Source organism: Ruegeria sp. 6PALISEP08, from assembly GCF_001238295.1.
Classification (GTDB): Bacteria; Pseudomonadota; Alphaproteobacteria; order Rhodobacterales; family Rhodobacteraceae; genus Ruegeria.
This window is the reverse complement of record NZ_LGXZ01000019.1, coordinates 1-23811: the sequence shown is the minus strand read 5'-3', so window position 1 is coordinate 23811 and position 23811 is coordinate 1. Positions and strand designations below refer to the sequence as shown.

The window sequence follows — 23811 nt, the reverse complement described above, 5'->3', positions numbered from 1 at the left end:
GCGGAAGACTTTATTCCGCCGGAACTGCGGTGGCTTCGGTGGTTAGCGGATGACTTAGCTGGTTCAGCATCTCTTTGGGACAAACCTGAAGGAATTTCCCTTTTTCCACATCCCAGTGTTGCAGGATATCTGCGGCTTTCCGGCTATAGGTCTCTTCAGCGTGGCGCGTGATGAGCATTTTCAACTGCTCTACCCAATGCGCGACTGAAACCGGGCAGGTGACCAGTGTTTCCTTGTTCATCAACGCTTCGGCCTTGCCTTCGGGATCGTAAAGATAGGCCATGCCACCGGTCATACCAGCACCAAAGTTGGCGCCGATAGTACCAAGAATCACGGCCACACCGCCCGTCATGTATTCACACCCGTTCGAACCGCAGCCTTCGACCACAACTTTGGCACCCGAGTTACGCACGGCGAACCGCTCACCTGCGCGACCTGCCGCGAACAGGTGTCCATCTGTGGCCCCATACAGGACTGTGTTGCCGATGATCGTGTTCTCATCCGCCTTCAGCGGGCTGACCTGCGGCGGGCGCACAACAATCGTACCGCCCGACAGACCCTTGCCAACATAATCGTTGGCGTCGCCTGACACTTCCAGCTTCAGTCCCGGAGCAGCGAATGCCCCCAAAGACTGACCAGCGGAGCCCTGAAGCTTCACATGCAGGTGGTCGTCCTGGAACGTGTTCCGCATACCAAAGTTCTGCACGATATGGCTGGAAACACGGGTGCCAACGGTCCGATGCGTGTTCTGCACCGCATAGGACAGCTGCATCTTTTCACCGTCTTTCAGGAACCGGGCCGCGTCGCGGACAATCTCGGCGTCCAACGTATCCGGTACCGCGTTGCGATCTTTGTCACGGTTGTAGACGATGTCATGCGCACCATCGACCGTGATCAGCAGCGGATTGAGGTCCAGATCATCCAGATTCGCCGAACCACGGCTGACCTGCGCCAGCAGATCAGCCCGGCCGATGATCTCGTCAATCGACCGCGCGCCGAGGCTGGCCAGCAGTTCGCGCACTTCCTGCGCGTAGAAGGTGATCAGGTTGACGACCTTGTCCGCGTTACCGGTGAACTTGGCGCGCAGGCTTTCGTCCTGCGTGCAGACGCCAACCGGGCAGGTATTCGACTGGCACTGACGCACCATGATACAACCCATCGCGATCAGGGCGGCGGTGCCGATGCCGTATTCTTCGGCCCCCATCATCGCGGCCATAACAATGTCACGCCCGGTGCGCAGGCCACCGTCGGTCCGAAGGGTCACACGGTCGCGCAGATTGTTCATCGCCAGAACCTGATGCGCTTCGGTGAGACCCATCTCCCATGGCAGACCGGCATATTTGATTGAGGTCGCGGGTGACGCGCCCGTACCCCCATTGTGACCCGAAATAAGGATAATATCCGCTTTTGCCTTGGCCACACCGGCCGCAATCGTGCCCACGCCCGAGGACGCAACCAGCTTGACCGTCACTTTGCAGCGCGGGTTGATCTGCTTGAGGTCATAGATCAGCTGCGCCAGATCCTCGATCGAGTAGATGTCGTGGTGCGGCGGCGGCGAGATCAGCGTCACGCCTTTTGTCGAATGCCGCAGACGCGCGATCAGGTCAGTAACTTTCATGCCAGGCAACTGGCCACCCTCACCGGGTTTCGCGCCTTGGGCGACCTTGATCTCTAGCTCTTCACACTGGTTCAGATATTCGGCGGTTACACCGAACCGGCCCGAAGCCACCTGTTTGATTTTGGCCGAAGGGTTATCGCCATTGGGCTCTGGCACGAAATGCGCGGGGTCTTCGCCGCCCTCGCCCGAGTCCGATTTCGCGCCGATCCGGTTCATCGCCACGTTCAGCGTCTTATGCGCCTCAGGCGACAGCGCCCCCAGCGACATGCCCGGCGTGACAAAGCGTTTGCGGATGGAGGTAATCGACTCGACCTCTTCAATCGGCACCGGCTTGCTAAGCGGTTTGAAATCCATCAGATCGCGCAGGTGGATCGGCGGGTTTGACTGCATCTTCGCCGAATACTGCTTCCACAACTCGTAAGAGGCGCGGTTACAGGCCATCTGCATCATGTGCATCGAGGTCGCTTCCCACGCGTGGGTCTCACCCGATTTCCGCGCTTTGTAGAAACCACCGATGGGCAATACATCCAAGGCGCCGTCCCAAGCCTTGGCGTGGGTTTCTTCCAACTTGGCCTGAATACCGGTCACACCGATTCCCGAGATCCGGCTGGTCATGCCCGGGAAATACTCGGCCACCATCGCACGGCTGAGGCCCACGGCCTCAAAGTTCAGACCGCCACGATAAGACGAGATCACCGAAATCCCCATCTTGGCCATGATCTTGAGCAAACCCTGGTCGATGGCTTCACGATACCGCGCGACGTTTTCGGTCAGGGTGCCGTCCAGCAGGCCGCGGCCAATGCGGTCAGCAAGCGAATCCTCGGCCAGATAAGCGTTCACGACAGTCGCACCGCATCCAATCAGGACGGCAAAGTAATGCGGGTCGACACATTCTGCAGAACGTACGCTCAGGGAACAGAATGTGCGCAGGCCCTGGCGTGTCAGATGCGAGTGAACCGCGCTGGTCGCAAGGATCATGGGCATTGCTATCCGACCAGAGCCCGAGCTCATGTCAGACAGGACGATATGCCCTGCGCCGGACCGCACCGCTTCTTCTGATTCGGCTCTAACACGAGCCAAAGCGGTACTCAGCGCGCCGCGACCGGGTTCAAAACTGCAATCGATTTCCGCCAGCGGGGCATCAAAACTCTCGACCAGCTTGTCCCACTGCGCGTTGCCGACAAAGGGGCTTTCCAGAACCACGATCTCGGTCTGGCTGCTGTCTTCGTCCAACACGTTCTTGAGGTTGGCAAAGCGTGTCTTCAGCGACATCACGCGGTATTCACGCAAGCTGTCGATTGGAGGGTTGGTGACCTGGCTGAAGTTCTGGCGGAAGAAATGGCTGAGCGGGCGGTATTGCTTGGACAGAACCGCCGATGGTGTGTCGTCCCCCATGGAAGCCAGCGCTTCTTTGCCGTCTTCTGCCATCGGAGTCAGGATTTGCTCCAGTTCCTCAACCGAATAACCCGCCGCGATCTGACGCTTGCGCAGCTCTTCGCCCGAGAAGATCGGAGCCTCAGTTACGCCCGCCAGCGTGTTGTCCAGATCGTTGATCTTGCCGACCCATTCACCAAACGGCAACGCGCGCGCCAGTTTGTTCTTGATCTGGGTGTCGCGGTACAGCTTGCCCTTTTTCATATCCACAGCCAGCATCTGACCAGGACCAAGCGCGCCTTTTTCGGTCACGGAGGCTTCGTCGATCGGAACCATGCCGGCCTCAGAGCCCGCGATCACCAGACCATCGCCAGTCACTACGTAACGCATCGGGCGCAGACCGTTCCGGTCCAGACCGGCGCAGACCCAGCGACCATCGGTCATGGCCAGCGCGGCGGGGCCGTCCCATGGTTCCATCACCGAGTTGCAGTAGGAATACATATCACGCCAGGCTTGCGGCAGTTCGACCGCCTGTTTGGACCAGCTTTCCGGCACCAACATGGTTTTCGCCATCGGGGCCGAGCGGCCAGCACGCACCAATACCTCAAAAACAGAGTCTAATGCAGCCGAATCCGACGATCCGCCCGCGATGATCGGTTTGATATCTTCCGCATAGTCGCCAAAACTGTCCGAAGTCATCCGGATCTCGTGGCTTTTCATCCAGTTGATGTTGCCTCTCAGCGTGTTGATCTCGCCGTTATGGGCCAACATCCGAAACGGCTGCGCCAGCCACCACTGGGGGAAGGTGTTTGTAGAATAGCGCTGGTGATATATTGCAAACGCCGATTCAAAGCGTTCATCCATCAGGTCGGGATAGAACACGGCCACCTGCTCGGCCAGCATCATGCCCTTGTAGATGATCGAGCGGCAAGACAATGACGCTAGGTAAAGCCCCGAAATCCCCGCAGCAGCGGCGGCTTTTTCAATGCGACGACGGATCACATAAAGCTCACGCTCAAATGTCTCTTCATCTACGCCTTTTGAGTTCGAGATCAGGATCTGCTCGATCTCGGGTCGCGTGGCGTTGGCTTTGTCGCCCAGACACGTCACATCGACCGGCACGTGACGCCAGCCATAGATGTAATAGCCCATGCGCAGCACTTCGGTTTCCACGATGGTCCGGCACTGTTCCTGTGCGCCAAAATCGGTGCGCGGCAGGAACACCTGTCCAACGGCGATCAGCTCATCCATATTGGGTTCGTGACCAGTGCGGCGTATCTGGTCATAGAAGAAAGGAGCAGGGATCTGCACGTGGATGCCCGCGCCGTCACCGGTTTTACCATCGGCATCAACCGCACCCCGGTGCCAAATCGCCTTGAGCGCATCGATCCCCGCGTCCACCACCTTGCGTGAAGGCTTGCCATCGACGGATACAACAAGGCCCACCCCGCAGGAAGAATGCTCTTCTTCCTCAGAATAGAGACCGTTTTCCGCCATCCATTTGCGCTTGGCTTCTTCGGCCCGCACCCAATCGGCATCATATTTGGTCATTGGCTGTCTCCTTCTTCCGGCTGGGCATACATGACTTCGACCTCAGCTTTGGTCATCTGCCGGCGTTCGCCTGCGAACGCATACCCGTCGGGCTTTTTGTCGATATAAAGTTCCAGTTTCAGCGGATGGCGTGTGTCGTCGAACAAGCCCGCTGCCATTTGAGTATGTCCGTGCATCTCACCCGGAAGAGTGATCCGGTACCAAAGCGCCGAACCACAATCGGCACAAAAGGCACGCTCGGCCCAGTCGGATGAGGTATAGTTTTTGACCGGTCCCAACGCGGCGTATCCCGCTTCCGCCGGAAATGTCACCAACATCGAGCTGGTCCAGCGACGGCATTGGTCGCAATGGCATGCACCGAGTGCGTCCTTCGCCGGAGTGGCGGTCACAGTGACCGCGCCGCACATACATTGGCCTTGCAATTCGGGCATCGGACCCTCCTGTCGTTGGGCGTTGGGTTACTCGGCAGCTATAGCCGCCTTGGCGTTGAAACCGTCGATGATCGCGTCGGCACAGTCGCGACCGTCCCGGATTGCCCAAACCACCAGAGAGGCCCCGCGCACGATGTCACCGATGGCATAGACGCCGTCCATTTCGGTTTCACCAGTTTGGAACGCCGCCTTGACAGTGCCCCAGCGGGTCACGGGCAGGTCTGGCTGGCCGAACAGAGCGGGCAGGTCTTCGGGCTCAAAACCCAGCGCCTTGATGACCAGATCGGCCTCTTCCACATAGTCCGCACCTTCGATAACCTCGGGAGCCTGACGACCCGACGCGTCGGGCTGTCCCAGACGCATCTTCTGCACCATCACACCAGTGACCATATCATCACCGGTGAACCCTTTTGGCGCGCTCAGCCACTCAAAAACAACGCCTTCTTCCTCGGCATTTTGCGTTTCACGCTGTGAGCCCGGCATATTGGCCCGGTCGCGGCGATACAGGCACTTGACCGAGGTCGCGCCCTGACGGATCGAGGTGCGCACGCAGTCCATGGCGGTATCACCGCCACCGACCACGACCACCTTTTTACCTTCGGCATTCAGGCGGCCATTGTCGAAATCGTCGACGGCATCACCAAAACTTTTGCGGTTCGAAGCTGTCAGGAAGTCTATTGCCTTTTCGATCCCGGTCAGACCGCTTCCCGGCATAGACAGGTCGCGGGACTTATACACGCCGGTTGCAACAATTACCGCGTCGTGCCGGGCACGAATTTCATCAAACTTGGTGGCGTCAACGTCACAATTCAGCTCGAACCGGACACCGCCGTCAGCCAAAAGGTCATTGCGTCGTTGCACGATGTCCTTTTCAAGCTTGAAACCTGGAATACCGTACATCAACAGGCCACCCGCACGGTCATGACGATCATAAACCGTCACCTGGATTCCGGCGCGGCGCAGCATATCCGCCGCAGCCAACCCACCGGGGCCACCTCCGATGATGCCCACGCTCTCGCTGCGCTCTGCAGCGGGCGCGACAGGTTTCACCCAGCCTTTGTCCCAAGCAGTGTCCGTGATGTATTTCTCAATGGTGCCAATGGTGACTGTGCCGTGACCCGATTGCTCGATGACACAGTTGCCTTCGCACAAACGGTCTTGTGGACAGATGCGTCCGCAGATCTCGGGGAAGGTATTTGTAGCCTGGCTTGTCTCATAGGCTTCTTCCAGGCGACCAGTGGCCGTCAGATGCAGCCAATCCGGAATATTGTTGTGCAACGGGCAATGTGACTGGCAATACGGCACGCCGCATTGGCTGCAGCGACTGGCTTGTTCGGCGGCTTTCTCGGCGGCGTACTCTGCATAGATTTCGTCAAAGTCTTCCTTGCGGTCGCTTGCAGCACGCTTTTCCGGCATGACACGGTCGATCTGCACAAATTTCAGCATCGGTTGCTTGGCCACGGGTCAGACTCCATGAATTGGCTTGGTCTGGTTTCTCTAAGGGATACGATTGGGGATTAAAAGTCAAATATACTGACCTAAATTGAGAAAGTTGGTTGCAGCGAGCTAAATTATTGAGAAATTCTTTATTTTTTAGATCCGAATCGGACCTATATGTGCGCTTTCCTTTTCCCCACCACCCTTATACCCATAATTCGCAAGTATAATGTGACCGCAAATCGGCAGGGCAGATGAGTCTTTTCCACCTGATTCTCGTAGCAATCATTCAGGGAATCACTGAGTTTTTGCCCATTTCTTCATCCGGTCATCTGATCCTTCTGCCAAACCTCACGGGCCTTGAGGATCAGGGACAAGCCATAGATGTTGCGGTTCATGTAGGAACCCTGGGCGCGGTCATTCTGTATTTCTGGTCGGACGTCAAACACGCCCTTGCCGGCCTGCCGCATGCCCTGATCGGCCGGACAGATACCGCACAAGCACGCCTGGCCCTGGGCCTGATCATCGCTACAATCCCGACCGTGATCGCAGGCTTGATCCTGCATCTGACAGGGTTGAGCGATGCCATGCGTTCGATCTCTGTAATCGGCTGGACCATGCTGGGTTTCGGTCTGTTGCTGTATTGGATGGACCAGAAAGGCCCCCAAATCAAAGAAGCCGCCGATTGGGGTGTGCGCGATGCATTCATAATGGGGTTGTGGCAGATTCTTGCCTTGATCCCAGGCACTTCCAGATCCGGGATCACCATCACCGGTGCACGTCAATTGGGTTACACCCGAGAAGATGGCGCGCGGATTGCCATGCTGATGTCGATTCCGACGATTCTGGCATCTGGCACATTGCTGGCATTGGATGTGATACGCGACGCCGATGCGCAGCTGGCGCGTGACGGCGCCATTGCCGCAGCGTTTGCGTTTATTTCCGCCCTTCTGGCGCTCAGCCTGATGATGCGGCTACTGCGCAGCGTTAGCTTCACGCCCTACGTCATCTACCGCGTCATTCTTGGCGCGATCCTGTTATTCATCGCCTACAGCTGATCAGTACGCAGGTTTTTGGCCGAATTCTGAATGTCGTCATACTGACCTGAGGGGCGGAACTTCCACAGGTATTCCGGCAGCACCGATTCCAGCGTGGCCGGCGTGATCCCGAGATCGGCAAAAGATCTGGCACCATCGGACACAACATTGTCGTTCCGCAAGTTCTTGAGCTGATCGCGGGTCAGAATGTTGTTCGGGAACAACTGAAAACTGACGAACTTCACGATATCCAGAACACCCGCCATGATCCGCGCGGCGAAGAACGGCATTCCGATGATGACACGACGACGGTGGATCACTTCCAGCATCTGCTGCATCAAAGCGCGGAAGGTTTTGACCTCGGGCCCGCCCAGTTCATACACGCCGGGTTCGGCCTGTCCCAGAACACCTTTGACCGCTGCATTGGCAACATCATCCACATAAACCGGCTGGAACTTTGTTTGAGCCCCGACCAACGGCAGAAACGGCCCCATGCGCGTCATTCCGGCAAAGCGGTTGAAGAATTGATCTTCGGTGCCAAAAACCACAGACGGCCGCAGGATCACTGCATTTGGCATATGTTTCAGCACGCCCGCTTCGCCCTGCGCCTTGGTCTGAGAATATTCGCTGGCGGCATTGGCATCCGCGCCAATGGCCGAGATATGAACCATCCGTTCAATCCCCTGATCCGCCGCCAATCGCGCGATACGCTCAGCCCCTTCGGCCTGTACGGCACCAAAGTCGTTTTTACCCATCTCGTTCAGCACGCCGACGCAGTTGACTACAACATCTGCACTGTGCATGGCCTGCGCAACCAACGCATCATCGCGGATATTGCACAGCACCGGCTCAACTTGACCAACCACACCATAGGGTTTCACGAACATCGCCTCATTCGGGCGGCGCACGGCCACACGAACGCGCCACCCCTCACTCGCCAGGCGCCGCGCGATGTAGCGACCGACAAACCCCGATCCGCCATAAATCGTCACAAGTTTCGACATGAGAGGGCTCCTGCTGAGAAATTGCGCCCTAGACCTAACGCCCGCAGCCCCTCCAAACAAGGCGCTAATTCGCCGCGAGGGTGTTGAAATTTTCAGGCGTGAAAAGCGGGGCGGGGAGCAAATTCAAAAAACTTTCAAAAATCTACCCGAATCTGGTTGACGCCCTCCGCCACTGGGCTTAAACGCCCCTCCACGACACCTGCCCAGGTGGCGGAATTGGTAGACGCGCTAGCTTCAGGTGCTAGTGTCCGTATGGACGTGGAGGTTCGAGTCCTCTCCTGGGCACCAATCCAACAAGCCTAAATTATTGAAATAAGTTAGCTTTTCCGGATTGCTGGCCTAGTGAGGTCCACAATCAGGTCCACAAAGCCAATGACAAGAACACTCGTGTTAAAACACCTCAGAATCGAAAAGAACGGCACGTACAAGTATCGCAGAAGGGTTCCAGACAGGCTTCAAGCAGTCCTCGGAAAGAGCGAAATTGTCAGGGTTTTGGGTAAGTCTGAAACTGAGGCAATGCGGAACTACCCTTCGATTCACGATCATGTCGATCTTCTATTCAAATCAACGAGTTCGATCTCTTCAACTGCCGAAACTTGGGCGATCAAATCAGCTATAGAGGCTCAATTTCTTGAAGCTGGTATCGACCCTTATTCGAGAGGGCGTTCAGACGACGAAGAGCTTTCTCGCTCAGAACGAGCTGAGTCAATTCTATCCAAGTACCCAACTAACCCAGAGACCGGACAACCCGACCAAGAAGACCTGTCGTTCAAGGACTCTGCGATGATCACCGCTCTACTGCACGGTGTTCAAAACATCGATGCAGAGCTTACCATAAAGCAAGCATTCGCCTTCTACCTGGACGAGAGGCAAGAACCGGACGCGTTCAAGCGGAAGAAACAGGTTCAGAGAATCGCTCGTGCCGAACGCAATCTCCTCAACGTAACCAAGCAGGATATTGCTCTAAAACATGTTACTCGTGCACATGCTAGAGCGCTCAGAGACAACCTTCTTAAGAAAATGTCACCAGCTTCCGTGAAACGGAACATCAACGACGTTAAGGCGGTTTTTTCATTGGCAATTGAAGAACATGACCTCAACACCAACAACCCCTTCAACAAGCTGAAGTATCCCAAACCAGATGATGCATCAGTGGATTTGAGGCACCCTTTACCAGCTATCGTGATCCAAGACATGTATCGGGAATTGGAAAACAACCGGACATTGCAGGATACGCTGTCTTTCCAGCATCAGCTCACGCTCAAACTGGGCTACCGAACCTAGAACGTTTAGCATCAGCTTCCCAGTTGCATTTGATGTATCCAGCCCAAGATCAAGTATTCTCAGCTCGACTCTTTTGACCTCCAACTCCTCGATGATCTCACCCAGATGCTTTACTGAGCGAGCTAATCTATCCAACTTGGTGACAACCAATGTGTCTCCTTCTCGACAAAAGCTCAGAGCGTCCCTAAGCGCTCCTCTGAAAGCTGTAGAGCTTACTTGTTCCTCGAATAGACGCTCACAGCCATTGCCCTTCAGTGACTCTCTCTGAGCTTCTAAGCCAGCATTCTGCTCTAGGGTCGATGTTCTGGCGTATCCAATCAACATGGCGATGGTCTCCTTGTCTGCCATTAGGTTCTAAGGAGTCGAGGCAGAGTGTCTGCCGAATGTGAAAACCGACTCCATAGACAGACAAATCCGCCACCCTAAGGAGCTGACACTAAGGCAAGATCTATTGGCAGACTGGGCGCTGGGCGTATCTCCCCAAAAAGCTACGAAAAAGAAGGGGTGGGGGTTTTGCTATTACTAATTCAAAAACCGAGACCCTTTATTACCCTTATTGTTGGATTAAGAGACAATGTAGCGACGTCTATGCTCCTAAGGGGCCCACGTGCTTAGACGCTGCGTTTTCCCAGATATCGCCCGGCCCGTCATAGTCACTATGCGATATCGCTAATGCATCTGAAACGCTCTTGCCAATTATCCTGCAATCTTTTGACAACTCATGCAAAGTGCTAGCGTCTGCCACTTCCACTTTGTGATCGATAAAGCTAGGTCGCGTTAGATAGAAAGTCGTTTTAGCTTTGCCTCCCCCAAAAGTTGAAGCGAATGAAAACTCATCGAGTTCTTCTTCATTTGGTGACACAGCCACACACTTTATGTTCGCAATAAAGACACCCAAAACTGGCTGTTCTTCGAAGAAAAAGTCTCCGGTTATCTCCAAGAACCTTTCTCGCGTCAACTCAGGTAGGTCTGTTGCAGCTTCTCTTGTGAACAAATTAACCCTTATGAATAAGGCCCGGCCCGGTTGAATGATAACGGCTTCATTGTGGTCATCGGCCCCATCAGTCCCGGCTAAATGGCAATAATAGGTTGATGAGGGTTGCAGGAAGCTCAACTCGACAACCGGTTGAACTGTTGGAGCTGTCAAACGCGACGTTTCTGTAGCGTTTACATCCAGGTATGCCAACCATCGCGTGACCTCAAATCGCAACCCTTTTAGTGCTACGGCCTTCGTTTCAGTGTTTTCTAAGCCGACAATTAAATGGGATGCTCCATAGGTAGGTTTCTCATGGACTGCTGCATGAAAGAAACGAGCTACAACACCTTTGCTACTTGATGGAGTTTTTTTTTCAGCCGTTGCTTTGCTTAACGAACCAATGTGCCGTTTCAAAGAGCGATAAAGAAGTGCATTCCGATCTTTTGGCTTACATATCTCCGCGTGATCAGCGTCTATCGCAATAGGAACATTACTCAAGTGTCCAGGGTCGGCACTGTCGGATGTAACTACAAGTGCTACTTTCATTGTTTTGTGCGTTTCGTAGTAAGAGAGTGTCTTGATGTCCTGCTTGTTCGCATTGTTGCGGTATGAGTTGAATAATTCTGTCATCTCTCCACCACTATTCGACAGCTTGCTTATGAACGTGGAACTTACCCTTGGAGCCAACAAATTAAGAACTTTTGCCATGGTCGCGCCCTTATGTGGGGTCGCAATAAAGGCAACAAGGCTCAATTCGTTAGCGATGTTGTTCCAAGTTTCATCAGTGCTCTCTTTTGCAGCACGCAGCATCGCTTTAGCCATTATTCCGCCAAGGCTATGGCAGACGAAAACAATAGGCCGGTTTCCCAATCCATCAGTCGCCATATGCTCCAAAAGGTGATCTGCCCGAGCACCCAAGTGCATCTCTTTGTCTCCAAACTTCTCAAAAATGCTAGCGGGATAGCCAGCCGTCCAAACGCAAAGACCTGGTATATCCTCTACCAACCAACTGGGCCAAAAAACCTTCTCTTTATCAGGTTGTTTTGAAACCCAGGTATCTCTTGGATCGCCTGTCAAACCATGAATGAAAACGACGTCCAATTTAGCGTTGGTCTTGTCACCACATACGTGAGAAAAGCTTCCTTCAGCAGTCATAAAATCCCCCTTACAAATGTTGAAACAAATCGAAATGATTGACCTTTAGCTTTATCAATACTGGCCATGCAAAGGAACTTCTATCCGTTTTAATTCGGCGCACACGGTGTGCAAATTGTGACAAATGCCAGCTCAAAAGAAAGTGCGTTAGCTTTAGTATAACACTAAACGCTACTTGGTCAGAATCCCGGCGGAACACGCATCAAACAAAGAAATTTTGGATTGCTTTAGCTGTGCTTGTAGCGCGTAGCGGCGAGGTGGACACCGCAGAGTTGTCTTGCTTGGATAAAGAACCTAAATTCAAGAGGTTAAGCTGTCAAAAAACTCTGAAATACGATTGCAAGCATAAGACTGCCAGTGGCGCGGTTGTCGATTCATTTTTGGGTACGCTTTTTTGAATAATGAAGCTCGCCAGCCTTTTGGACTTTTCAGGTTGCCGGACACGCACTTGCTTTCTGCGAGTCCACATTTAAGTCCACAATCTGGTCTTGAAGGAAAGTAACTAATTGATATAATTAAGTTAAATAGTGCAATCAGGGCCTCTCTTGGGCACCATATCCCATAGGCCAAAATGGTTTGACGGATGTGACTTTTTCCTGACACCAACAGCCAGACACCCCGCCGGCCTCGCAAGCGGTTGCATCTGATCGCGTGCATAAAGAAGCGAAGCGCCATCAGTGAGCGCTTCTATCGATTCTCGCCAATCAGGCAACAGGTTGTTCCGAAACGATTTCTCCGAAGCGCGTGAAAAACTTACCGGATAGTTTCTTGGCCGTGCCTGCGATCAGTCGACTGCCCAGCTGAGCGATCTTGCCGCCAATATCGACCTTGGCGGTGTAGGACAAAACCGTCTCGATCCCCTCTTCGGTCAAGGTCACTTCTGCACCGCCCTTGGCAAATCCAGCTGCCCCACCCTTGCCTTCACCGGCCAGTGAGAACCCTTCCGGAGCATTCGCCGTATCCAGCGTGACTTCTCCGGCAAAACGCGCTTTGACGGGGCCGATTTTAAGAACCACCTTTGCCTCAAGCTCGGTTGGCGATTTCTGGGTCAGCTCTTCACAGCCAGGGATACAATCTTTCAAAATATCGGGATCATTAAGAGCACGATAGACCACGTCACGGGGCGCAGAGATGCGGATTTCGTCGGTCAGTTCCATTCAGTTTATCCTTTGATCAACAACATCTTGGGAATACGCGAAGTGCGACCTCTGCCGCCTCCTGCGCAGTGAGTTCCGGGCGCGCAGTTTTTCTGCGGCGCAAGCGTTCAAGCCAACTTTTCATCATGAGAAACCTCCGTCGATTTGTCGCTGTTCCGCCACATCACGATCTCGGCCAAGATCGACAACGCGATTTCATGCGGGTCGATGGCATGAATATCCAACCCCGCCGGCGATTTCAGACGCGCGACTTTTGAGGGATCCATGCCTTGCGTAATCAGTTTTGCTGTAAGCGTTTCGGCTTTGCGGCGGCTGGCCACCATCGACACGCGCGCTGCCGAGGTTTCCAGCGCCGCGTTCAGTGCCGCCGCATCCTTGCGCCCCTGTGCCGCCACTACCACAAAATCCTGCGGTTCGACACCCAGTGCCTCAACCTGATCCGGATTGAATCGTATGTGATCACCGGCGACCTCAGGCCCGCTTTCGATAGCGGTACGGAACCCCGCCAGCGCCCCATGTGCCGCCAAGGCGGTGGCAATCAGCCCGTCACCAAAAATGACCAGCCGTGGCGCGTGTCTATAGGGTTCTACCAAAAGATCGACAGTGCCACCGGAGGGGCAACCGCTTTTGAAGGTTTGCACCCCGTCCGGGTCCGTCATGTTCACCACCTTTTCCGAAGGTTTGACACGGATCATCTGCGGCGCCCCGCTGACCAACGCCTGCTGTGCCGACATTCGAACCGCGCGTTGCACACAAGCCCCCCCAAGATGACCCAGGATCTGACCGTCCCGCGTGATGACGGCCTTGCCGCCAGCCTTGGCCGAAGTTGCGTCCGCCGTGCGCAGCACCGTCGCCACACAGAAGGCTTCGCCGGTTCCGCGAAGCTGCTCTATTGTGTCAAAAATATCGAAATTCGCCATTGTTAGACTCCTTTCATAACTGTCGGAACTGCGGCTCCAATGCCGCCAAAGCGTCAAGAGTATTCGCGGGCAAATGGGCGTCCAGATAAGGTTCCGCCGCCCGCATCGCCGCCGCGATAGGCTGATATTCCTTCCAGCCTTTCAGTGGGTTCAGCCACACGATCCGCCGCGCCTTGCGCTTGATCCGTGCCAGCACATCACCAAGCGCCTGTGGGTTAGAGCTGCAATACCCATCCGAGAGGATCAGAACCACCGTCCGCCCATTGAGCGCCCGCGCACCATAACCCGAAAGAAATCGATCAAGACTGCCAGAAATATCGGTGCCGCCACCAAATCCTTTGGCCATCAATGACAAGCGTCCCGCCGCCCGCAGTGTATCATGATCCCGCAGGGCATCGGTTACGCGCATCAGTCGCGTATGAAACAGATAGGCATCGGCTTCGGTCCCGCTGCCGATCAACCCTTTCAAAAAGGCCAGGAACACACGGGAATACACGGTCATCGAACCGCTCACATCGCACAACGCAACAATTCTCATTGGACGCGGGGGGCGCGCGCGGCGATACAAATCCAACGGCTCGCCACCACGTGCCAGGCTGGCCCGTTGTATTCGGCGCATGTCCAACGCGGGACCTCGCAACGCTTTTTTACGGCGACGTGACCGACGATCTCGCATGGCGCGTGCCAAGGCCAATGCAGCCGTTTCGGCTTGCTTTAAAGCCTCTTCGTCCATCAACTCACGCAAATCCCGGCGCGAGAGGTTGGCCGTTCGGGTCGCGATCAGCTTCCCGTCCATCCCCTCGGCCGCCCCATCACCCGGATCCGGAGTGGTGGCGTTCCCGGTATCACTCTGCGAGGTGCCTGTTCCCTGATCTTGGCTCTGCCAGATCATGGGCTTCGCAGATTGCACCCGAACATGGGCATTTTGCGCAACGCCCGCACGCTGCTTTCCTGCGTTGAACCAGTACGCGTCGAACAACTCATCAAATCGCCGCCATTCTTCAGCATCCCCGGTCAAAACCGCGCACAACGCCTGACGCGCCCGCTCGGCATCCGTCGCCTTCACTGCTGACAAGGCCACCAACGCATCCCCAGTTTCCTTTGGCCCGACCCGCAGCCCGTTCATGCGCAAATGCTCAACGAACCCCGACATGCGATCTGCCAGCCCCGCAGCCCGAGAGGGAAAGTGCGTTACTCTCATCACGCGACCTTTCCGATTAGGCGGTCCATGACCTCGGGCGGGGCCGCGTCATAATCGGCAGCAGTCTTCAGCAAGCAAACCAGAGTGGACTGAACCTCATCGCGGGATTTGGCGAGGTCATTGACCCCCAAGCCAGACAGTGCAGCCGCCCAGTCGAGCATTTCTGCAATGCCTGGTGTTTTCTCAAGGTCTTCGCTCCGCAGCGCCTGGACGACGCCGATAATCTGACGGGCCAAAACACCTTCAACCTCAGGCATCCGCGCCCTCAAGATCGCCATCTCTGTTTCCTTCGATGGATAATCAAGGAAACTGTAAAGGCACCGCCTGCGCAGCGCATCCGACAAATCCCGCGTCCCGTTGGCAGTCAGGATTACGATGGGCCTCACCTGCGCTTTTACGGTTCCCAGTTCCGGGATGGTGATCTGAAAGTCAGAGAGGATTTCCAGCAAATACGCCTCGAACTCCTCATCCGCACGATCGATCTCATCAATCAATAAAACCGGCGGCTTTTCTTCGGATATAGCTTCTAACAAAGGTCTTTTGAGCAAATATTCATCTGAAAAAAGCTGAGCTTCATCGGCTCCTCCGCGCGCCTCACTCGCACGGATCGCCAGCAACTGCCGCTGGTAATTCCACTCATAGATCGCGTGGCTGGCGTCCAACCCTTCGTAACACTGCAGCCGGATCAAACGCGTGTCCATCCACCCCGCCATGGCTTTGGCGACCTCGGTCTTGCCAACACCGGCCGGACCTTCCAGCAACAACGGCCGCCCCAAGGTCTGTGCCAGATGCAGCGCCATAGACAAACGATCATCGGCGACATAGCCCTGCGCGGCCAATTCGTTCTGTACATCCTTCAGAGTCAAAACCAGGATCCAATCTTCATCTGGCCAAAAATATCTCGGGGGAGGTTCGGAGGGGGCAGAGCCCCCTCCGTTTGGTCGGACCGGCAAAGCCGGTTCGAAACAGGTTACCCGTGCATCCCCAACCCATTGGCGATCTTCCAAATCCGCCAATGATCATGCGGCATGTGGCTTTGCACCAAGCCAAAGGGCCGGAACGCATCATGCACCGCGTTCGAGAACGCAGGTACGCCGCCAACATTCGGACTTTCCCCAACCCCCTTTGCACCAATCGGATGGTGCGGAGACGGCGTCACCGTAAAGTCGGTGATATAGTTCGGCGTCTCCCACGCGGTCGGCAGGAAGAAGTCCATCAGCGTGCCTGTCTTCACATTACCCATCTCATCATAGGCAATTTCCTGACCCATCGCGATGGCAAGCGCTTCGGTTACACCACCATGGACCTGCCCGTCGATGATCATCGGGTTGATCCGGGTGCCGCAATCGTCCAGCGCGTAGAACTTCCGAACTTCCCATTCGCCGGTATCCACGTCGATTTCCATAACGCAGATATAGGCCCCAAACGGATAGGTCATGTTCGGCGGATCATAATAGCTGACGGCCTCCAGACCCGGTTCCAACCCGGGAATGGCCTGATTATAGGCCGCAAAGGCGATCTCCTTCATCGTCTTGAACCGCTCAGGTGCGCCTTTGACAGCGAACCTGTCCACGTCCCATTCAACGTCGTTATCATGGACCTCCAGCAAATAGGCCGCGATCATCTGCGCTTTAGCGCGGATTTTGCGTGCGGCCATAGCGGTCGCCGCACCAGCCACAGGCGTTGACCGGGACCCATAGGTGCCCAAACCGTAGGGCGCGGTGTCGGTGTCGCCTTCCTCCAGCGTGATGTCATCAGCAGGCAGGCCAATCTCGGTGGCGATGATCTGGGCAAAGGTCGTGGCATGGCCCTGACCCTGACTGATCGTCCCCAGTCGCGCGATAGCAGATCCCGTCGGGTGAATGCGGATTTCGCAACTGTCGAACATGCCAAGCCCGAGGATATCGCAATTCTTGACTGGCCCTGCCCCGACGATCTCGGTGAAATGCGTCAGACCAATCCCCAGCAGCTTGCGGGTTTTGCCAGCCTTGAAGTCCTCGATCCGCTGCGCCTGTTCGGAACGCAGCCCTTCATAGTTCACGGCCTTCAGTGCCTTCTCCCAAGCGGTGTGATAATCGCCCGAATCGTATTCCCAGCCCAGCGCGGACTGGTACGGGAACTGATCGGCCTTGATGAAATTGATCCGGCGCAGCTCGGCCGCGTCCATGTTCAGTTTGATGGCCAAAACCTCGATCATCCGTTCGATAAAATAGGCGGCCTCAGTCACGCGGAAGGAACAACGGTAGGCCACCCCACCCGGAGCCTTGTTTGTGTAGACACCATCAACAGCCAGATAAGCGGTGGGGATGTCATAGGACCCGGTGCAGATGTTCATGAACCCAGCTGGAAACTTGGTCGGGTCGGCACAGGCGTCGAACCCACCATGATCGGCAGTTGTGTGACACCACAGTCCGGTGATCTTGCCGTCTTTGGTGGCTGCGATCTTGCCCTGCATCCAGTAATCGCGGGCAAAGGCGGTGGACATCAGGTTCTCCATCCGATCCTCAACCCATTTTACCGGCTTGCCGGTCACAATCGAGGCCACGACCGAGCAAACATAACCTGCATAAGCCCCAACCTTGTTGCCGAAACCGCCGCCAATATCAGGGCTGATCACACGGATGTTGTGCTCGGCCAGACCCGAGATCAGCGACACAACAGTCCGGATCGCATGAGGCGCCTGAAACGTGCCGTAAAGCGTCAGCTTGCCGGTCACCTTGTCCATCGAAGCCACGCAGCCGCAGGTCTCTAGCGGGCACGGGTGGGTGCGATGGTAATACACCATCTCTTCAGCGACCACGTCGGCTTCGGCCAGAATGGCCTCAGTCGCGTCCTTGTCGCCCTGTTCCCAGGTGAAGATATGATTGTGATGCTTGCGGGGACCATGCGCGCCTTCGGTCTGACCTTCGAGGTCTTCGCGCAGCACCACGTCGGATTTCAGCGCCTCGAACGGGTCAGTAATGACGGGCAGCTCTTCGTATTCAACCTCGACCAGTTCCACCGCATCCGCCGCGATATAACGGTCTTCGGCCACGACATAAGCTACCTCCTGGCCTTGGAACAGCACCTTGCCGTCCGCCAGCACCATCTGCTTGTCACCGGCCAAAGTCGGCATCCAGTGCAATCCCAGCGGGGCCAGATCCTCAGCGGTCAGAACGGCGACCACTCCGGGTACGGCCAAGGCCGCCTCTTTGTTTACAGTGACAACGCGGGCATGTGCGTAGGGGGAGCGCACAAAGTCGCCAAACAGCATCCCATCCAGCTTGATGTCATCAACGTAGTTGCCCTTGCCCTGGGTAAAGCGCACGTCTTCGACGCGTTTACGGGCGCAGCCCATACCTTTGAGATTGGCGGCGCGTTCTTCGGGGGTCAGAGTCTGATCGTTCATTCCGCAGCCTCCTTCTGAGCGTTCATCATGTCAGCCGAGGCCGAGATGGCTTTGACGATGTTCTGGTATCCGGTGCAGCGGCACAAGTTCCCGGCCATACCGAAACGGATTTCTTCTTCGGTCGGGTTCGGGTTTTCCTGCAACAGGCGATGCGCGCGGGTGATCATACCCGGCGTGCAGAAACCGCATTGCAGCCCGTGATGTTCGCGGAACATCTCTTGCAGCACACCAAGGCTGCCATCGTCATTGGTCAACCCTTCGACGGTTGTGATATCGGCACCGTTCACCTGCGCCACGAAAGTCGTGCAGGATTTGACGGACTTGCCGTCGATATCCACGGTGCAAGCACCACAATGGCTGGTTTCGCAACCAATATGCGGACCGGTGATTTTCAGATCTTCCCGCAGGAAGTGGATCAGCAACGTGCGCGGCTCGGCCAGACCTTCGACCTGTTTGCCGTTCACGGTGAGTTTGACGTGCATTTTCGACATGATGTCCTCCCCTCAACCCGCGCGGTTCTGAGCGCGGTCGATGGCGCGGCGCAGCATTACGGCGGCCACATGTTTCTTGAATTCGACAGGTCCGCGATTGTCAGCAACCGGATCGATCGCATCGAGCATTGCGGCCACGCAACCTTCGACGTCCCCACCAGCCAGTGCATTGCTCGCGTCTTCGGACCAAATGGGCGTGTCGGCCAGATTGGTCATTGCGACCGAAGCAGTGCCGTTGCCGACCATCACCGCGGCGGCTGCAGTGGCGTAGTCGCCAATCTTGCGCTTTTGCTTTTCATAAGCCTGACCAATTCCCGCGCCCGGCTTTGGAATAGAAATCCGTGTCAGGATTTCCTCCTCCTCGCGGGCTGTGAAATATGCCGCCTCGTAGAATTCCCGCGCTGCTACGCTGCGATTGCCGTCCGGCCCCGACAGTTCGAAGGTGGCATTCAGGCATTGCATCAACCCAGGCATGTCATTGCCCGGATCACCATTGGCCACATTTCCGCCAACGGTACCCACGTAGCGCACCTGAGGATCAGCGATTTGCAGCGCGGCTTCGCGGATCAGAGGAATTGCCGAGGCCAGCCCGTCATGCGTGATCAACTCGTGCTGCGTCACCATCGCGCCCAAAGTCACGATGTCTGACTCGATCTCGATCCCCTTGAGTTCCTCGATAGCCTGAAGATCAACCAGATGGCTCATGTCAGTCATGCGCAGTTTCATCATGGGGATCAGGCTGTGACCGCCCGCAATCACGCGGGCCTCGTCTCCGTGTTCCTGTAGAATGCCAATGGCCGAGGCGATATCGCCTGGCCTGTGATACTCAAAACCGGCTGGTATCATGTTTTTCCTCCCTGGGTCCGAGCGGTATGCCTTGGGGGACCTGAGGAAAGGAAAGAGCGGTGGATCTAGCCGATCCAGTTAAGGAAAACGGGGCGCGCAGCTTGTTTCACGAAATGCGAATGGGCGGCACGAGTTGCGATCAAAGGCCCAGCGCCTCGCGAATGTCCGTTAGACGTGATCGGCTGACCGGCACTTTGGTCAGCGCATCCACACCATCGAAGTAACAAGTGCCGTTGTCCTTGTGCCGCTCGAAACTCGAGACATGTTTGGGATTCACCAGATAGCTGCGATGCGCCCGCAAGAACCCTTCGGGATGCAGTCGCGTTTCCGCATCGGTGATCGACCATGGGCAGAACAGTTTCTCTGCACCCATATAAAGGACGGTGTAATGCCCCTCGGCCCGAATGGCGGCAATCCGGGAAGGTTCAGCAAAGAACGTTTGGCCTTCACGCTCAAACGGGACACCGGCGCGCATCTGCGTTGGTTCGGGCATGGGTTCTGGGGCAGCGGCAGCGGGCTCGGCCTCGGGTTTTGGTTCAATGAACGTGATACCGGTCAGCAAGAAGGCGCCACAGATCAGGAAGACGGATACGGTCACCCCCATCGCCAACACTTGATTGTCCAGCGCAGGGCCCGCACCACCGGGGCTTTCGCTTGCAACAAAATCGGTCAAGCCCGTGGCGACAAAATGCATGGTAAACACTGCCAGCCCGAAACAAACCGTGCCCAGAAGTATGTTGCGTTGGGTTCGGTTGCCATAAGCGACCCAAATAGCGGCCACGGACAATATCACCGATGCCAAAGTCGACAGAACAACGTCGAACACATTGTACACAGGACGGCACAGCTGCATTCCCGCCATGCCGACATAATGCATCACGACGATACCCAGCCCCACAATCACCCCGGACCCAATCATCGTTTGCACCGATCGGGGTCTGAAATGCAGCAGCAAAAGCGCCAACCCGACCATTAGGATCGCAACCAGCGCCGACATGAGTGTGATCAAGGCATCGTAATAAAACAGGATTGGCAGTTGCAGACCCAGCATCGCCACAAAATGCATCGACCAGATGCCACCGCCGAGAACGACAGCGGCCAGGGCCACCACTAGCTTGCGCCGCTGACTGTCCAGCTTTGATGCGCCATGCGTCAGGTACAGACCGGTGAACCCGGCCATCAGGGCCACGGCAAGCGATGCCGCCACCAACCAGGCGTTATGCGAGTAATCCAGCATTTCGGTTTGAGCGCCCTCCCCGACGTGAAGGCGACGTTAGCAAACGGATTCGGCTGGGACAATTCACAGTTGGATTTTGCAGGCCTCAGGCCTGCTTTTGAGCCTCGGCCTCTTCCGCAACCTCAACAGCATCTGCTGTCACTTCGACCACGTCTTCTTCTTCCGCAGGCTCCACAACCTCGGGCTCTTCTGATTGATCCTCAAGCGCACCAACGATCAAAGGCAGCATGTGTACACCAGTCGCGCTTGCGATCTCGGGCGTTTGAGGCGTCTGCCAGATGAGCGTATCAAAACTGCCGCAATTCAGACAGACCGGCCCCCATTCAGGTTGGATATCATGGCAATTGGTGCATACCCATTGCGGACCGCGCGGCGCATTCAACGCTTTGGCGAGCCAGCCTTGCACAACAGCGTCCGAGGCACCCTCACCCCGTTCAATCGCAGCCATCAACGTATAAGCCCGCGCATCACCCTGTTTTTCGACCACATCCCCCAGCGCGCGGCGGGCTTCGGGGAAATCTTCAGCCACAATGTTCAATTCGGCCAGAATCAAACGAGTTTCCATATTCTCAGGGTGAATACGGGTCAGCGCGGTGAACCGTTTGATCCGCTGGTCCGGGGTCTCATCCGGCGCAATCTCGGCGAAAGCGTGGGCAAGGTCAGGGTGCGGCTGCGCCTCCCATGCCTTTTTCAGGATCTTTGTCGCCAGCCGGGGTTTGCCTTTGGCAATATACGCACGGGCCGCCATGGCCGCGGCAGGCACCAGATCAGGCGACAGACGATTGGCTTCGATCGCGTGTTCCTGTTGTTCTAGGCTCGCGTCTTCATCCAGAATGACCTTTGCTTCGGACAGTGCGAGAACCGCATCACGACGCTTGAACACGTCGCGCGGCAGATACCCCGCTTTCAACTTAGAGGTCAGTGTCGATCGCGCCCCGGCCCAATCCTGCGCCTTGGTCTGAAGGTTCAAAAGAACGTCTTGCGTTTCTTCATGGCGCGGTTTGATCGCCAGCGCTTTTTCGGCCAGCTTGCGGGCGGTTTCATCATCACCTTCAGCCAGTTTCTGCTTCATGATCCCGCGCACGCCAACAAAACGAGTCGCATTGTTGGTCACAAGTTTCTTGTAAGTGTCCGCCGCTTTCTTGGTGTCCCCTGTCATCTCAGCGGCTTGCGCCACCAGCAGGTTGGTTAGATCCGGCTTGTTCAGCAACTTCTCGGCCTTGTTGGCTTTGGTCATCGCTGCGCGCCCTTCACCCGAAGCCAATGCCATCAGACCATCCGCCAGCGCCTGATATCCGCGCTGTTCGCGACTGCGGTCGAAATACCGCGACAGGGCCGTTTCATCGCCATTGAGGAACTTCAGCGTGGCAACCAGCAGGCTGAGCAGCTTGAAGAACAGCCAGACCGCAAACACCAGTACACCCAGCGTAATCACGGACTGCAAAGGCCCTAGCGTAAATTCCGTGCCTGCGACGGTGATCTGCACCCCACCGCTGGTTTGCATCAGGAAGTGACCGCCCAGCGCCAGCAGGCCGATAATCGCAACAAAAACAAGGATCTTAAACAGTGACCACAGCATGGCAGGTCCTTCAGTTCGAGTTCAGGCTGGAAGCCAATGAGTTCGCCGCATCGACGGCAGAGACCCGTGTCTGGGCCGCCTGCTCCCAATCGGCCATCGCGGTCTGCGCCGCTTCGGGAAGTGATTTCAGTTCGTTCAGCGCCTTGGACAGATCTCCATCCGCCAGCGCAGACTGCGCGCGTGACAGGACTGCGTCAGGTCCATCCCCATCTTGAGGCGTGACCGAACGCGCGCCTGTCTGCCGTTGCAAGAACGCGATCAGGCCCGCGCCTTTATCCGCATCGCGCGCGCTCGCAAGCGCGGTCCGGGCTGCAGGGTCAAATGACGCCCGCAAAGAAGACAAGGTTTCCACGCCTTTCTCAGCGGGCCCAGTCAAAGCACCCGGCACATCTATGCCGCCCGCTTTCAATTCAGCAACCAGTTCGGAAAAGGGTTGGCCCGCGTCCAACTGCCCACGCAGACGAGACAAAACCGCGGCGTTTGTCGCTGTTTGCGCGTCGGCGGATGCTTTCGCCTCAAGAGCCTGCGCATCCGACACCATCTTTTCAACCTCAGCCCGTTGCGCGGCTAGCGAGTCTTGAAGCTTTTTTAGTTCAGCCTCAAATGCGGCTGTGGCTTCAGGTGACGTATTGGATTCAATTGGGGCTTTCTCAAGTGCTGCGATCCGATCCGACAATGGCGAAACCTGACCAGACAGCGTCTCAACCGAGGACCTGACCGCGTTCAGGTCACCTTCGACGGGGGTCAGTTTGTCCGACAGCGCTTTGATCTGATCCGTCAAGCCAGAGGTATCCGGGCTGTTTGTCAGCGCTTGTGAGAGCTTGGCGATTTGATCCGACTGATCCGCCAGTTTCGATTCCAGCGCGGCCAGGGCTTCCGAGTTGTCCGTACCACCCGGCAACAGCCCGCCATTGCCCAGCGCAAACCCAACAGCGGCCGCAATGGCACCACCCAGCAAAGCGGGCACAAAGCCACCGCGTTTTTCCACCACACGCTCAACAGTCTTATCTTCGACCGAAACGGTCTCTTCCGTTGGCGCTTCGGCTTCGGCTTCGGCTTCGGCTTCGGCTTCGGCTTCGGCTTCGGCTTCGGCTTCGGCTTCGGCTTCGGCTTCGGCTTCGGCTT

The 23811-nt window shown here is 56.2% G+C and carries 17 protein-coding genes, 1 tRNA gene and 1 pseudogene; 3 read left to right on the top strand and 16 right to left on the bottom strand.

Annotation, left to right across the window (positions count from 1 at the left end; all coding sequences use genetic code 11):
* Positions 1 to 10: 10 nt before the first annotated feature.
* The 3 genes from gltB to ALB80_RS20290 are packed head-to-tail and all read right to left on the bottom strand — an operon-like array spanning position 11 to position 6435.
* Entirely contained in the window at positions 11 to 4543 is a 4533-nt protein-coding gene (gltB, locus tag ALB80_RS20300) for a glutamate synthase large subunit (protein WP_050605926.1), read from the bottom strand.
* Positions 4540 to 4974 carry a GFA family protein gene (locus ALB80_RS20295; RefSeq protein ID WP_050605925.1) on the bottom strand — a complete coding sequence of 145 codons (435 nt, stop codon included), beginning with the start codon at positions 4972 to 4974 and terminating at the stop codon, positions 4540 to 4542. The genes gltB and ALB80_RS20295 overlap by 4 nt, the downstream gene beginning before the upstream one ends.
* A 27-nt stretch (positions 4975 to 5001) precedes the next feature.
* Positions 5002 to 6435, bottom strand: a complete 1434-nt coding sequence (locus ALB80_RS20290) for an NAD(P)-dependent oxidoreductase (RefSeq protein WP_050605924.1) — start codon at positions 6433 to 6435, stop codon at positions 5002 to 5004.
* Positions 6436 to 6665: 230 nt separating this feature from the next.
* Here ALB80_RS20290 and ALB80_RS20285 point away from each other — a divergent pair, with 230 nt between their 5' ends.
* Positions 6666 to 7469 carry an undecaprenyl-diphosphate phosphatase gene (locus tag ALB80_RS20285; protein ID WP_050605923.1) on the top strand — a complete coding sequence of 268 codons (804 nt, stop codon included), beginning with the start codon at positions 6666 to 6668 and terminating at the stop codon, positions 7467 to 7469.
* Here the strand turns inward: ALB80_RS20285 and ALB80_RS20280 are convergent.
* A complete protein-coding gene (locus ALB80_RS20280; protein ID WP_050605922.1) occupies positions 7460 to 8452 on the bottom strand; it encodes a complex I NDUFA9 subunit family protein in 993 nt (330 codons plus the stop codon). The two genes, ALB80_RS20285 and ALB80_RS20280, sit on opposite strands and share 10 nt — an antisense overlap.
* Before the next feature lie 201 nt (positions 8453 to 8653).
* Here ALB80_RS20280 and ALB80_RS20275 point away from each other — a divergent pair.
* Positions 8654 to 8740 (top strand) — tRNA-Leu (locus ALB80_RS20275).
* An 84-nt stretch (positions 8741 to 8824) separates the two neighbouring features.
* On the top strand, positions 8825 to 9736 hold the full coding sequence (locus tag ALB80_RS22305) for a DUF6538 domain-containing protein (protein ID WP_050605921.1): 912 nt from the start codon (positions 8825 to 8827) through the stop codon (positions 9734 to 9736).
* Here ALB80_RS22305 and ALB80_RS22025 read toward each other — a convergent pair.
* The 12 genes and pseudogenes from ALB80_RS22025 to ALB80_RS20215 all read right to left on the bottom strand — a co-directional run.
* Positions 9686 to 10060 (bottom strand): annotated as a pseudogene (locus tag ALB80_RS22025) (recombinase family protein); the annotation flags it as partial. The gene ALB80_RS22305 and the pseudogene ALB80_RS22025 overlap by 51 nt on opposite strands.
* 262 nt (positions 10061 to 10322) lie before the next feature.
* A complete protein-coding gene (locus ALB80_RS20265) occupies positions 10323 to 11867 on the bottom strand; it encodes a triacylglycerol lipase (RefSeq protein ID WP_050605920.1) in 1545 nt (514 codons plus the stop codon).
* A gap of 704 nt (positions 11868 to 12571) precedes the next feature.
* Positions 12572 to 13024 (bottom strand): carbon monoxide dehydrogenase subunit G, encoded by a 453-nt coding sequence (locus ALB80_RS20260; RefSeq protein ID WP_050605919.1) that lies wholly within the window; start codon positions 13022 to 13024, stop codon positions 12572 to 12574.
* Between the two features lie 107 nt (positions 13025 to 13131).
* Positions 13132 to 13944 carry an XdhC family protein gene (locus ALB80_RS20255; protein ID WP_050605918.1) on the bottom strand — a complete coding sequence of 271 codons (813 nt, stop codon included), beginning with the start codon at positions 13942 to 13944 and terminating at the stop codon, positions 13132 to 13134.
* Positions 13945 to 13957: 13 nt separating this feature from the next.
* Entirely contained in the window at positions 13958 to 15145 is a 1188-nt protein-coding gene (locus ALB80_RS20250; protein ID WP_050605917.1) for a VWA domain-containing protein, read from the bottom strand.
* On the bottom strand, positions 15145 to 16011 hold the full coding sequence (locus ALB80_RS20245; protein WP_050605916.1) for a MoxR family ATPase: 867 nt from the start codon (positions 16009 to 16011) through the stop codon (positions 15145 to 15147). Before ALB80_RS20245 ends, ALB80_RS20250 begins: the two co-directional genes overlap by 1 nt.
* Positions 16012 to 16115: 104 nt before the next feature.
* Entirely contained in the window at positions 16116 to 18533 is a 2418-nt protein-coding gene (locus ALB80_RS20240) for an aerobic carbon-monoxide dehydrogenase large subunit (RefSeq protein ID WP_050605915.1), read from the bottom strand.
* Positions 18530 to 19024: a (2Fe-2S)-binding protein gene (locus ALB80_RS20235; RefSeq protein WP_050605914.1), complete on the bottom strand. Its 495-nt coding sequence runs from the start codon at positions 19022 to 19024 to the stop codon at positions 18530 to 18532. Before ALB80_RS20235 ends, ALB80_RS20240 begins: the two co-directional genes overlap by 4 nt.
* A gap of 12 nt (positions 19025 to 19036) precedes the next feature.
* Complete coding sequence (locus ALB80_RS20230) at positions 19037 to 19870, bottom strand: xanthine dehydrogenase family protein subunit M (protein ID WP_050605913.1); 834 nt, start codon at positions 19868 to 19870, stop codon at positions 19037 to 19039.
* Positions 19871 to 20009: 139 nt separating this feature from the next.
* Entirely contained in the window at positions 20010 to 21107 is a 1098-nt protein-coding gene (locus ALB80_RS20225) for an MHYT domain-containing protein (protein ID WP_050605912.1), read from the bottom strand.
* 85 nt (positions 21108 to 21192) lie between these two features.
* Complete coding sequence (locus ALB80_RS20220; RefSeq protein WP_050605911.1) at positions 21193 to 22686, bottom strand: heme biosynthesis protein HemY; 1494 nt, start codon at positions 22684 to 22686, stop codon at positions 21193 to 21195.
* A gap of 10 nt (positions 22687 to 22696) precedes the next feature.
* The coding region (locus tag ALB80_RS20215) for a COG4223 family protein (RefSeq protein WP_050605910.1) at positions 22697 to 23811 on the bottom strand (1115 nt) is incomplete at its 5' end.

Excerpts from the sequence above, each read along its gene's own strand:
- gltB (WP_050605926.1), bottom strand. The coding sequence starts at position 4,543 with ATGACCAAATATGATGCCGATTGGGTGCGGGCCGAAGAAGCCAAGCGC.
- ALB80_RS20295 (WP_050605925.1), bottom strand. The coding sequence starts at position 4,974 with ATGCCCGAATTGCAAGGCCAATGTATGTGCGGCGCGGTCACTGTGACC.
- ALB80_RS20285 (WP_050605923.1), top strand. The coding sequence starts at position 6,666 with ATGAGTCTTTTCCACCTGATTCTCGTAGCAATCATTCAGGGAATCACT.
- ALB80_RS20280 (WP_050605922.1), bottom strand. The coding sequence starts at position 8,452 with ATGTCGAAACTTGTGACGATTTATGGCGGATCGGGGTTTGTCGGTCGC.
- ALB80_RS22305 (WP_050605921.1), top strand. The coding sequence starts at position 8,825 with ATGACAAGAACACTCGTGTTAAAACACCTCAGAATCGAAAAGAACGGC.
- ALB80_RS20265 (WP_050605920.1), bottom strand. The coding sequence starts at position 11,867 with ATGACTGCTGAAGGAAGCTTTTCTCACGTATGTGGTGACAAGACCAAC.
- ALB80_RS20260 (WP_050605919.1), bottom strand. The coding sequence starts at position 13,024 with ATGGAACTGACCGACGAAATCCGCATCTCTGCGCCCCGTGACGTGGTC.
- ALB80_RS20255 (WP_050605918.1), bottom strand. The coding sequence starts at position 13,944 with ATGGCGAATTTCGATATTTTTGACACAATAGAGCAGCTTCGCGGAACC.
- ALB80_RS20250 (WP_050605917.1), bottom strand. The coding sequence starts at position 15,145 with ATGAGAGTAACGCACTTTCCCTCTCGGGCTGCGGGGCTGGCAGATCGC.
- ALB80_RS20240 (WP_050605915.1), bottom strand. The coding sequence starts at position 18,533 with ATGAACGATCAGACTCTGACCCCCGAAGAACGCGCCGCCAATCTCAAA.
- ALB80_RS20235 (WP_050605914.1), bottom strand. The coding sequence starts at position 19,024 with ATGTCGAAAATGCACGTCAAACTCACCGTGAACGGCAAACAGGTCGAA.
- ALB80_RS20230 (WP_050605913.1), bottom strand. The coding sequence starts at position 19,870 with ATGATACCAGCCGGTTTTGAGTATCACAGGCCAGGCGATATCGCCTCG.
- ALB80_RS20225 (WP_050605912.1), bottom strand. The coding sequence starts at position 21,107 with ATGCTGGATTACTCGCATAACGCCTGGTTGGTGGCGGCATCGCTTGCC.
- ALB80_RS20220 (WP_050605911.1), bottom strand. The coding sequence starts at position 22,686 with ATGCTGTGGTCACTGTTTAAGATCCTTGTTTTTGTTGCGATTATCGGC.